Origin of the sequence: Vibrio sp. 10N.247.310.24 (assembly GCF_041467175.1) — a bacterium.
Classification (GTDB): Bacteria; Pseudomonadota; Gammaproteobacteria; order Enterobacterales; family Vibrionaceae; genus Vibrio; species Vibrio tasmaniensis_A.
Map to the genome: position 1 here is coordinate 1 of NZ_JBFSUD010000105.1, position 12,942 is coordinate 12,942.

The 12,942-nt window shown below is 44.0% G+C and carries 5 protein-coding genes and 1 pseudogene; 3 read left to right on the forward strand and 3 right to left on the reverse strand.

Features of this window, described 5'->3' with window-relative positions; translation table 11 throughout:
• From AB6E08_RS21005 to speA, 3 genes are all read right to left on the reverse strand, one after another.
• Positions 1-4,937, reverse strand: a 4,937-nt coding sequence (locus AB6E08_RS21005; RefSeq protein WP_372160238.1) for a retention module-containing protein, incomplete at its 3' end; no start/stop codon positions are given.
• A gap of 725 nt (positions 4,938-5,662) precedes the next feature.
• Positions 5,663-6,589 (reverse strand): agmatinase, encoded by a 927-nt coding sequence (gene speB, locus AB6E08_RS21010; RefSeq protein WP_372064444.1) that lies wholly within the window; start codon positions 6,587-6,589, stop codon positions 5,663-5,665.
• Positions 6,589-8,496: an arginine decarboxylase gene (gene speA, locus AB6E08_RS21015; protein ID WP_102257374.1), complete on the reverse strand. Its 1,908-nt coding sequence runs from the start codon at positions 8,494-8,496 to the stop codon at positions 6,589-6,591. Before speA ends, speB begins: the two co-directional genes overlap by 1 nt.
• A gap of 561 nt (positions 8,497-9,057) precedes the next feature.
• Between speA and AB6E08_RS21020 the strand changes: the two genes are divergently transcribed.
• The 3 genes and pseudogenes from AB6E08_RS21020 to AB6E08_RS21030 form a co-directional block, all read left to right on the forward strand.
• Positions 9,058-10,494, forward strand: coding sequence for a coniferyl aldehyde dehydrogenase (locus tag AB6E08_RS21020; RefSeq protein WP_372064442.1), 1,437 nt, complete (start codon positions 9,058-9,060; stop codon positions 10,492-10,494).
• A complete protein-coding gene (locus tag AB6E08_RS21025) occupies positions 10,491-11,069 on the forward strand; it encodes a TetR/AcrR family transcriptional regulator (protein ID WP_372064440.1) in 579 nt (192 codons plus the stop codon). The genes AB6E08_RS21020 and AB6E08_RS21025 overlap by 4 nt, the downstream gene beginning before the upstream one ends.
• A gap of 491 nt (positions 11,070-11,560) precedes the next feature.
• Positions 11,561-12,889: pseudogene (locus AB6E08_RS21030) on the forward strand (ATP-binding cassette domain-containing protein); the annotation flags it as partial.
• Positions 12,890-12,942: the final 53 nt, after the last annotated feature.

The window sequence follows — 12,942 nt, forward strand, 5'->3', positions numbered from 1 at the left end:
TTTGGATCAGCTTTAAGCTCAACGACCAACCCATTCGATTTAAGTGTGTCGTTCGGGTTGAATTGAGCAGGATCGATACGGAAACTCGTCACATTATCGCTTTGATTAGTAAACTGAATAGTCTCGGTTTGACTCACAGGCACGGTGCTTGCTGCCGAGCCATCGGCAAGATTAGATTCTGATAGCGTAACGGTTGGAATAGTATTGATGATTGGAATATCACCATCAGTGATCGTCAATGTCACGGTGGATGTCACCGGATCTTTATCAAAGTCACTTGACGTCACTACGATTGTTTTAACGATGTCTTCGTTGTTTGTATGAACTAAATCGCGATTGGGTTCAAAGCGCACGTCACCTTGCAGGGTGATAACTAGCGTCCCTTCGGTGAAATCAAACCGCTGCTCACCCGTATTAGATTGAACCAATGTCCGAAGTTGTCCGTCATAAACGAACTGAGTAATGGTCGCGCCATCAGCACTTTGAACTGGCATTACATCGACAGTGCCTGTCGACACCATTCCAGCATCCAAATCAGCAACCGTTGGTTCCGTAATGGTTAACGTTTGGTTTTGCATGCCTTGCACATCATCGCTGACCGTCACTTTCAGTGGCGACATTAATGAGTCATCACCGTCGCGGTCTACCGCGTAAACGGGTAAATCAAAGCTCAACTCATTATTCGCTTGGCCATCAGCATGATCTAACGCTTCAAGTAGAGTAAAGGTGTACTCACCCACCGTGCTACTTGAGAAGCTAATCGTAAAGACAGGAATTTCTGGGTTGGCTCCTTCTTTCACAAAGCCGATGTACGCTCCAGTCGTATTTGGATCAGCTTTAAGCTCAACGACCAACCCATTCGATTTAAGTGTGTCGTTCGGGTTGAATTGAGCAGGATCGATACGGAATTTGACTACATTATCACTTTGATTGGTGAACTGAATAGTCTCAGTTTGGCTAACAGGAGCATTGCTTGCTGCCGAGCCATCTGTAAGGTTGGATTCCGATAAAGAAACGCTTGGAATGGTGTTGATGATTGGAATATCACCATCGGTGATGGTCAAAGTCACGGTGGATGTCACCGGATCTTTATCAAAGTCACTTGACGTCACTACGATTGTTTTAACGATGTCTTCGTTGTTTGTATGAACTAAATCGCGATTGGGTTCAAAGCGCACTTCACCTTGCAGGGTGATGACTAACGTCCCTTCAGTGAAACCAAACCGCTGCTCACCAGTATCTGTTTGAACCAATGTTCTAAGTTGTCCGTCATAAACGAACTGAGTGATTGTTGCACCATCTGCACTTTGCACTGGCATCACATCAACAGTGCCAGTCGTAACAACACCAGCAGCCAAATCAGCCACCGTTGGCTCAGTAATGGTTAACGTTTGGTTTTGCATGCCTTGCACATCATCGCTGACCGTCACTTTCAACGGCGACATCAATGAATCATCACCATCACGATCGACCGCGTAAACGGGTAAATCAAAGCTCAATTCATTATTTGCTTGGCCATCAGCATGATCTAATGCTTCAAGTAGAGTAAAGGTGTACTCACCCACCGTGCTGGTAGAGAAGCTAATAGTAAAGACAGGAACTTCTGGGTTGGCTCCATCTTTCACAAAGCCGATATACGCACCAGTCGTGTTTGGATCAGCTTTAAGCTCAACGACCAACCCGCCCGATTTAAGCGCGTCGTTCGTGTTGAATTGAGCAGGGTCGATACGGAACTTGACGACATCATCACTTTGATTGGTAAACTGAATAGTCTCAGTTTGACTCACAGGAACATTGCTTGCTGCCGAGCCATCTGTAAGGTTAGATTCTGATAGCGTGACGCTTGGAATAGTATTGATGATTGGAATATCACCATCGGTGATGGTCAAAGTAACGGTGGATGTCACCGGATCTTTATCAAAGTCACTTGACGTCACCACGATCGTCTTAACGATATCTTCGCTGCTTGTGTGGTTTAAATCGCGATTGGGTTCAAAGCGTATTTCACCTTCAAGGGTAACAAACAGCTTTCCCTCAGGCACAGTGATAAGCTGCTCTCCCGTTAAGCCCTGATTCAAGGTGTAAACGGTATTATCATACGTGATCTGGGTAATGGTCGCGCCATCAGCACTCTGATCAGGCATCACATCAATGGTGGCAGTCGTCACCTTACCAGCAGCCAAATCCGCAACCGTCGGTTCAACAATATTGAGCACACCATCTTTCATGATTTGCACATCATCACCGATGGTCATTGTAAGCGGGGAAATTTGCGAGCTATCGCCATCAGTGTCCACGGCATAAACAGGCAGTTCAAAGCTCAGATCGTTATTTGCAAGGCCATCTTCATGATCTAACGCTTCAAGCAGCGTGAAGGTGTATTCCCCTAATGTACTTGTAGAAAAGCTAATCGTGAATACTGGGACATCAGGGTTTACCCCATCGTTAACAAAACCTATGTAAGTACCTGAGTTCTGGGGGTCTTCCTTGAGTTCAACGACAAGCCCATTCGATTTGAGCGTATCATTAGAATTGAACAAGTTTGGATCAATTCGAAAACTCGCGACATCATCACTACCGGCTGTAAACGTAATCGTTTCAGTGGCGCTAACCGCATTTCCGCTTGGCGAAGATCCATCACCAAGATTCGTTTCAGATAATGTCACTGGTGGAACTAGGTTAATTACCGGATCTTGGCCATCAGTAATACTAAGATCAAGCGTTGAAAAGCTCTCGTCGCCATCAGCATCTTCAGCTAAAAAGGCAAATTGTTTTACTATGGTTTCGCTGCTTGAGTGGTTGATATCACGAGCGACTTCAAAACTAAAATCACCATTGAGTGAAATCGTTGCAACCCCTTCTGTAAATGGGAAAGTTTGTGCCGCATCTGGGAGTAGATTTTGGTCTAACTTGTATGCGACCCCATCGTAAGACAATGATTGGATTGTCGAACCATCCGCACCCTCAAAGTTGAATAGATTATAAGAAACAACAGTATCACCCGCCAAAGTCGGTTCATCGACGGAAACGACATTATCGATGAGTTCGACCACATCATCTTTTACACTGATTAAGATCTCAGCAGCTTCTGGTGTGTTTGACCCACCAGACAGTGCAGAGCGGTCACCATCCGCGTCAACCGCGTAAATGGGCAATACAAAGGTTAGCAACTCACCTTCAGCACCTTGGTGTGAAAGCGATTCGTACAGAGTAAATTCATAATTCCCCAATGATGGACTATCGACTTTAACGTCAAAGACCGTAATTCGAGATCCATTGACCTCAACATAACCTTCATACGTTCTCACATCATTGGTTTGACTAACTAACTCTAATTGAACGGCAGCACCATTGGAAACCAAGGCTCCCGCTGTATTAAATTCAGTCGGTTCAAGTTCGTAATGGTCAATAATGTCACTTTCAAAAACACTTGCTGTGATACTGCCAATACCACCTACTGGGGTTGTTCCTTCTTGTGAGCCACCAACAATGCCTGACTCATCAACATCGATGCCATCAACATTAATAATGAACGGGCTATCACCATCAGAGATATCAACCTTAATCGTATTCGTTACGACATCCTGGTCAAAATCGGTAACCGTAATCGGTAGAGAGAATGAAAGCGTGTCGGAGCTCACTTCTTCTATTGGTTTAAACTGTTGGAAATTATATGTGCCATCGGTATCGAGGGAGATTGTGAGAACAACCTCACCTCTCCCTTGAATAGACAGAGTGATCGTTGTTCCGTCATCAGACAGTCTTGCAACCGTATTTTGGTTATCACTGAGCAGCCCATCAAACTCTTCTAACGCACTTGCATCAAAGACAGCAGATTGAAGTTTATCACTTCCAATATTAGAAAAAGTGCCTTCAATAGGTGCACTACTCGTTTCTACATTATTGATATTCACGCTTTCAGCAGACGGATTCACTCCGTCAAATAAAGTAACCAGCGCATTAATTGGTGATGCTATTGGGTTTCCTGCGGAGTCTTCACCTTGAATATCAAAAGCAAAGTTAATTTGATCGCCAGTATAAGAAACCTGCCCACCACCGATAGACGGAACATGATCAATAGATTGAGAAATCGTGGTGGTTAATGAGATATCGATATTATTGCCAACACTAGTAGCATCAATATCGATACGTAATACTTCGTCAGTACCTTGAACACCAACAATGGAATTCGTTACCGAGTCGTAAGTAAACGTGACAACTTGGCCGCTTGATGTAATGTCGTTATTAAGCTCACTTAGGAGTGAAGCAAGGGAGAGTGTGTCTGGGACAAAAGAATCTGGGTCTAGAGCTAAACTGCCCGCAATAATCGTTTCTGTGGTCGTAATAGATTGGGGGTAGGTATTGCCAGAAATAGAACCTTCAGTGACTGATTCGCTGATCGATTGACCACCAGCTGAACGTGTGATCGTTCTAAATTCCTCTCGAGTTTCCTCTACCTCTTCTTTCGCAAGCCCTGATGTCTCAAAGAATGTCGAGGGCTGAGTTTGAATATTATTGTATTCAATCGTAACAAAGCCAGCATTTGCAGAGCCTAGCCCTTCACCAGCAGCCGTTGCTTCCAAAATTTCAGTAGGATCGGCGCCGCCTAAAATAGCTTCTTGGATTGCCGCAATATCATCGTCAGTAAAGGCTCCGTCGTCAGATTGCTCTAAATCGAAGTTGACCTCTCCGGCGATTGGGGCATCTGCCCAAGACAATTCTTGGTCAATACATCCAACACAATTATCGCCAACCAGAACCTCACCATTTGGAACTCCCAATACAAGTTCTGCATTATTTGCGGTAATGACTATCTCATTTTCACGGATGATATCGCCAACTAGAACTTTTTTTGGGCTGCCGTCAGGTGTTACTACAACCACATCCCCACTTACTGCTTCAACAACCGCAGCTTGGCGCGAAACCTCAATATCCATATATCCCCCGTTATCACAAGCACTCTTATCTAGAGCTGTACAAATTATTTTTGTTAATCATTACAGGCTTTAATCAAATTCATACTTACCCCTCATCAATGGCCAATCTTTTGTTGTGCCTCTTCGAGTTGAAAAGAGATAAGTATTTAACCTGTTTTTTTTATAGTTTACTTACTGTTAAGCCTAGTCTTCCCCATAAAAAATGCCATGTCTGTGCTAAGAGACTCCTTTTCACAAATTCACTTATTCTCTATGGATTTCTAAAACACAAATTAAACGTTAGTAGTGCATTGATTTATATGCAAATAAACTCACAGCGATGTTACATCTCTTTAATCCTATAAAGATATACAGGAATAAAGTAGATAAATCATGAGCGAATATAAGACATTGCTTGAGGCAAACGATGTGATAGCAATAAAGCAGAGAGTAGTCCCAAACTTGAGACAATGTTCAGCACAAAGCGGATGAAAAACCATTTATTAAGCGTATATTTCCCCAATTTCATATATGCCCATCAACATATTAAGGTGCTATGGAGGAACAATAGTCATGACTTATCATTGGATATACACATATCAAAAGGAATACGTTTTAGGACAAAACAATAGATACAAAAAAGCCGCCCGAGTTTAACTCGGGCGGCTTTTAGAAGATCATGTACCGCAATATGGTGTTTATCTGTAAAACGAGATTGTCACGTTCAACATGGCTCGCTAACTATTTTATTTTGTTAAACGATTTGCCGTCCAAACGTAAAGCAGCTCAAGTGCGATAGTTGCACCAGCTAGAGCGGTAATTTCGCTTTGGTCATAGGCTGGAGACACTTCTACTACATCCATACCAACCATGTTGATACCTTGTAAGCCACGGATGATTTTGAGCACTTTATCTGAATTCAAACCACCACACACTGGTGTCCCAGTACCCGGAGCAAACGCAGGGTCTAGACAGTCAATATCAAACGTTACATAAACAGGTTTGTCGCCAACAATACCTTTTACTTGAGCAATGATCTCATCCACGCTCATGTCATTCGCTTGCATCGCATTAATAACATTAAAGCCGTGACCTTCCTGCTTATACTCTGTACGAATACCTATTTGCACAGAATACTCAGGCGAGATTAGCCCCTCATTTGGCGCATGGTAGAACATGGTGCCGTGATCGTAACGACTGCCCTGACTGTAAGTATCAGTGTGCGCGTCAAAATGAATCAGAGCCATCTCACCGTACTTCTTGCCGTATGCTCTTAGCAAAGGCAGTGTAATGAAGTGATCGCCACCTAAACCTAACAGTGTTTTACCACTGTTTAGAATCGCATCAGCGGCTGCTTCTAAACGCTGAGTTAAGTCTTCAGCATCACCGCAATCAAACACAAGATCGCCAGCATCAATCACCGAGGTGTGTTCAAATACATTGAAGTCCCAAGGGAATTTTTTGCCTTCCCACGCCAAGTTTACCGACGCACGACGAATCGCATCAGGCCCCATACGAGCACCCGGACGACCCGACGTCGCTATATCTAACGGCGCGCCCAACACAACCACATCAGCATCGTTATCAATTGGGTTCTGTACCAATGGACGACGCATAAAAGTCATCGCGTTGGAGTACAGCGAGTAATCTGGTTTGGTAAATAGATCGTTCATTAAAAATCCTCAAGATAAGTGTAACCCATCAAGCCTTGCTCTAACTCTTCAAGTACGCTTTGCTGCTCTTGTGCTGGTACTTTTGCCGTGACCAAATCTTTGTAGTTCTGACGAATCAGATCCGTATCAATGTGAACATAACGCATCATGTCTTCAACCGTATCGCCTTCATTGATGTAGTCGATATTCGCTTGACCACTTTCATCAACATTCACCACTACACTGTGGGTATCACCAAATAGGTTATGCATATCACCCAAGATCTCTTGGTATGCGCCTACTAAGAAAAAGCCCATCAGGTATGGTTCATCTGGGTTCCATGCAGGAACTGGCAGAGTCGTTTCAATACCTTGGCCATCAACATACTGGTCAATCGTACCGTCAGAATCACAGGTGATATCCAGTACTACAGCGCGTCGCTCATCCGCATTATCCAAACCACTTAGAGGTAATACAGGGAATACCTGATCAATACCCCAAGCATCTGGTAAAGATTGGAACAGCGAGAAGTTCACGAAGAACTTGTCGGCTAAACGCTCGCTCAACTCATCCAAAATAGGACGGTGGTAACGGTTCTTAGTACTCATACGAGAGCTAAGTTCGTAGTTAATACGCAAAGACATCTGCTCTGCCCAAGCACGGTGCTGAAGATTCAGCATGCCTGTTGCAAATTGGTTGTGCGCTTCTGCGATATCGCTTTGCGTGTCGTTGTAGATCTCGATCAACGCTCGGTCATCATTACCCGCATCTAGCTCTAAGAAGTTCTTCCACATGTTATTAAGCAACATTGGTGCGTCAGCTTCTGGAGCCGCCATATCTTCCGGAGAATAGCTTTCTGTACCGATCACGTTAGTAACAAGCACAGCGTGATGCGCAGTCAACGAACGACCAGATTCAGAAATGATCACAGGTTGCGGCTGATTGTAGAGCTTACAAATATCCCCTACTGTCATTACGATGTTGCGAGCGTACTCAAGCAAGCCGTAGTTCATTGAGTTTGAAGACTGGCTACGTGTGCCGTCGTAATCGACCGCCAAACCGCCACCAACGTCTAAGAACTTCAGTTGAGCACCGATATCGCGCAGTTCACAGTAGAAACGAGCCGCTTCGCTCACACCATTTCGCACATCACGAATATTGGCCATTTGTGAACCAAGATGGAAATGCACTAACTCTAGAACATCAAGCTGATCTTCTGCTTTCAAGCGTTCAATAACGGTCAATACTTGTGATGCAGACAAACCGAATTTCGACTTCTCACCACCACTTGCTTGCCATTTTCCTGCGCCTTGAGAAGCAAGACGAATACGCAAACCTAAACGAGGTTTCACGCCAAGCGCTTTCGCTTCAGAAAGGACAAGATCAAGCTCTGACAACTTCTCTAGAACGATAAATACTTTGTGGCCTAGCTTTTCGCCAATAAGCGCAAGACGGATGTATTCTCTGTCTTTGTAACCGTTACACACGATCACAGAGCTCGCTTTTTGAGCCAGTGCCAATACCGCTAATAGTTCAGGCTTGCTGCCCGCCTCTAAACCAAGCTGCTTCTGCTCTAATTGAGCTTGGCTCGCTAAGATCTCGTCAACCACTTCTTTCTGTTGGTTAACTTTAATCGGGTAAACAAGTAGGTAACGGTTATCGTACTGATATTCGTCGATCGCTTGGTTGAATGCGTTACAGATATTGTGCACACGTTGATGCACTATTTGAGGAAAACGCACAAGAGCAGGCAAACCAATATTTCTCTGCTCTAACTGTTTTACGATCTGACTTAGCGGAACTTGATGATCGGTTTCGCTCGGTGATACATACACCTCACCATTATCATCAATTCCATAAAAACCTTGGCTCCAGTGCTTTACATTATACTCAGCACGGATGCGTTCCAAATTAACCGAATTTTCCAATTCTAGAGACCTCACACTATAGGGCCATCGACAGAAGATACCTCATTGGAATAGCGAGGTATAACCCAACAAAAAACGTTCGAAAACGATTTGTTGGCTGCATTAACCGATATTATTAAGAGTGAGTCCAACCATTGATATTTGTGGTTACGATTACGTTTTTTTATCGTCGCCCCGACTTAAAGTGACAGGTAAGGTATTACAAGGTTTTAGGCCAAAAAACAGGCTGAAGCGCATGAGATTTAAAGCACTTTCTAACAAAGAATCAGGTGAATAAAATACCAAAGACACATAAAATTCTTAGCTAACCTGGTCAAGTTAAGTCAGGGTTGTGACAAATATGCGCACTTCCCAATCTGAACTCTCGCTATCACAAACACAACTTGTATCCCGTGATTCGATACCTATAAACACTTCGTTCTTCCAACTAAAACTCGCTCACTTCAATGTTGTAGCCGCTCAATTATTGAACTTTTCTCGTGCATATCTTGTATTCGATTCGATCTTCTTGTAAATTCAACCGACCGACCAATCGGTCAGCCTTAGAATTTAGGGGATACTATGAGCCATAATCTAGACCTTGAACCAACCACGTCGAACATCAACGACATGGATCAAATGTTCAACCGACAAAAAGATCACTACCGCAGTAATGTTAATCCAGCGCTTGAGCAGAGAAGAAAAGACCTCTCGAAATTAAAAGCGTTGCTAATGCGCTACCAAGGACAATTGATTGATGCGGTGTCTGAAGATTATGGCCATCGAGCAAAACACGACAGCTTGATTGCTGATATCACCCCTTCTCTTCACCAGATCAATTACAGCATGAAGAACCTTAAGAAGTGGTTGAAGCCATCTCGCAGAAAAGCTGGCTTAATGCTGACACCCGCGAAGATCACCGTTCATTATCAGCCAGTGGGTGTTGTCGGTATCATTGTTCCTTGGAACTTCCCGGTGATGCTCTCTTTAGGGCCTCTCATCACGGCGCTGGCGGCAGGTAATACTGCAATGCTCAAGATGTCTGAGTTCACTCCAGCGACCAACCGAGTTTTAAAAGCGATGTTGGCTGAAGGATTTAACGAAGATCAGGTTGCGATTATCGAAGGCGAAGCTGATGTTTCCGCGAAATTTAGCCAACTCCCGTTTGATCATATTCTATTCACAGGGTCAACCTCTGTGGGTAAGCACGTAATGAGAGCAGCAGCCAACAACTTAACGCCAGTAACTTTAGAATTGGGTGGTAAGTCTCCCACGATTATTGATCCGGACTTTGATGTCGCTGACGCCGTTGAACGCATCCTGTTTGCAAAAAGCTTGAACGCTGGACAGATTTGTGTGGCGCCCGATTACATCTTATTACCACGAGAAAAAGTCGACGCGTTCATCACGGCTTATAAGCAGTACTTCAAAAAGCTTTACAAAGCCGGTATTGAAAGCAAAGACTTAACCTCTGTAATCGATATGCGCCAATACAATCGTTTGAAGGGTGTGATTGCAGATGCTCAGTCTAAAGGTGCGGTTATTCACACTGTCACCGAGCAATCACAAGACGATGTGAACCACAGAATGACGCCACACCTTCTAACCGAAGTGAACGACGACATGATTGCGATGCAAGAAGAGTTGTTTGGCCCTGTTCTGCCGATTGTGCCTTATGATTCTATTGAAGAAGCGATCAACTACATCACAACAAGAGAACGTCCGCTTGCTCTGTATCTGATGAGTCATGATAAACAGACCCAAGAACAGTTCTTATCGAATACGCATTCTGGCGGTGTTTGTATTAACGACTCGCTAGTGCATGTGGCGGCAGAAGATGCGCCGTTCGGTGGCATTGGTCCTTCAGGCATGGGACACTACCACGGCATTGAAGGCTTCAAGACCTTTAGCCATGCCAAAACCGTTCTAAGTAGAGGAAAAATTAACTTCACCAAGTTAATGCACCCTCCTTACAACAACCCAATTAAAAAGATTCTGTTCAAAGTACTAAATAGATGATTACGAAAAGGCAAAAAATCCTAGATGCTGCACTCCTGCTCTTTTCTCAGCAAGGGCTCGAGGGCACATCTACCGGACAAATAGCGAAAACAGCAGGCGTAGCAAAGGCGACACTGTTTCACCACTTCGAGAACAAATCTCTACTGATTGATGAACTGTTTCGTGAACTGAAAATAGAGCTATTTTCTACCCTTCACCAGCACACAGAAATCGCTGAACAAGATCGCTACCAAGCCTTTAAGTTCATGTGGATCACAGGGCTTGAATGGGCGCTAGAAAATCCAGTTGCGATGAAGTTTTTCACCAATGTTCATTTCGACCCAACGGCTCAAACTCGAGAAGTCATCGTCTCACAGATGTTCGCATCGCTAGATGAAATCGTTCTGAAAGGACAAGAAGCCGGTGAGCTGATGGTGTTAGACATCAACCTTGTTAGGCACTTCATCCATAGCCATTTTTTGATTTGTGCAAACTGGTTGATTGAGCAGAATGAGTTACCATCAGAGCAGTCAACCAAGTACATCAGCGATAGCTTTGACATGTGCTGGCGTGCCGTCGGTGGGCAAAACCTGTAATTTCCACATTCGTTGAAGCCCTTGCTTTCAAAGAACACTCTAAAGCGCCTCATGGCTATATCTATATATAGGCATGAGGCGCTTTAATTATTTGGATACATTTTAATCACACCACCATATTGACTTTAAGCACTCTCTTTCAGTAACATCCCACCATCATTTCAAAAGAGAATAACGCCATAATGAAGTACTAACATCCTGACATCCGATTTATTTTTATAAAAATCATTTGGACACTCGGGGTTAGTGGGCGTTACTTCGTCATCTATTTTCGCGACAAATCAAGTTCTTAAAGATCCGTATTTTGACAACATGTATCTTGCAGAACTGTACCTCAAAGACAGAAATTATCTCAGCGCAGCTTTTCTATCTTTGATTGGTCATCTACCTAAGTAACGTCTTGGCGATCTATTCTTAGACTCCTATGTTGGAGTCTATGTAGAAAAGCGCCTCACCCCTTTTACTCGTTTACACGTAAAGGGAGGTATTTTATGCCTACTATATTAGCCAACAATCTCTCATTCCAACTCGATACTGGTGAGTGGTTATTCAAAGACATCACCTTTCATCTGAACACGCGCCTGACAGGTCTAGTTGGAAGAAATGGAGCCGGGAAATCACTACTGCTTTCGTTACTGATCGGGCAAACACAACCCACATCAGGCAGTGTTTCCAAACAAGGCTCGATCGGCTTTTACTCCCAGTTGCCTTCAAAGCTATTAGATAGCACAACCAGCATTGCTGACTTCTTGGGGATCGCCGAAAAGTTAGACGCATTACACGCCATAGAACAAGGCAGCTGCGAACTTCAGCACTTCAATATCGTTGGCGAGGATTGGGATTTACAAGCGAACACAAAGCAACTTTTAGCCACATTGAAAATAACCAGTGGGTTAACCACACCGTGCCATACATTGAGCGGTGGGCAGCTCGCCCTTTTACAGCTTCATCGGTTATTCGCATCAAACCACGACATACTGATTCTCGACGAACCTACAAACCATTTGGATAACGAAGGGCGCAATTGGTTACTAGAACAATGCCAGTTGTTTGAAGGAAAAGTACTTGTCGTCAGTCACGATCGAAGCTTGTTGAGACACATGGAAGGGATCTATCACCTCAACAGTTTGGGCATGCGTTTCTATAAAGGGAATTACGATGATTACTTCACGCAAATGTCGAGTCAAAGTGAAGCACTGGACAAGCAGATAACGCATCACCAATCGGAGAAGAAGCGACTCGAGCGCCAAGCTCAGACTAACAAGGAAAAAGCACAACAACGTGAATCTCAAGGTAACCGACTCCGAAAATCAGGTAGCCAACCCAAGATATTATTGGATGCAATGAAAGATAAAGCAGGACGAACCCAAGGAGCATCGGCAACAAGCCACAGGAACTTAAAGGATCAAAACCAACATAAACTTCAATCTCTTAAAGAACAACAAGAGCAACTGAAGCCACAAGCGTTATACCTACAACAAGCGGATGCTACTAAAAAACACTCACTATTAACCGTTGAAGAGTGTCGCCTAAATTTTGGTTCTAGTGCTCCTATTAGCTTCTCTCTATCACAGGGAGAACGATGTTATCTAACTGGGGCTAATGGGTGCGGAAAATCGACACTGTTAAAAGCCATTCACGGCCAACACTCGAACTATATCGGATCCATTAAGCGCTTAGGGGCGACCGTATACTTGGATCAACACTTTGGCCTGTTAGACACCAACGACACCATGTTCGATAGTTTGATGACACACAGCTTTGGGTTAACAGAAAGTGACGCTCGAACCTTGTTGGCAGGGATTGGGTTCAGACGAGACCCCCCTCTGGCAGGATAGTTGTCACTGTTAAAATTTAACCAGTTTGGGCGATA

Excerpts from the sequence above, each read along its gene's own strand:
- speB (WP_372064444.1), bottom strand. The coding sequence starts at position 6,589 with ATGAACGATCTATTTACCAAACCAGATTACTCGCTGTACTCCAACGCG.
- AB6E08_RS21020 (WP_372064442.1), top strand. The coding sequence starts at position 9,058 with ATGAGCCATAATCTAGACCTTGAACCAACCACGTCGAACATCAACGAC.
- AB6E08_RS21025 (WP_372064440.1), top strand. The coding sequence starts at position 10,491 with ATGATTACGAAAAGGCAAAAAATCCTAGATGCTGCACTCCTGCTCTTT.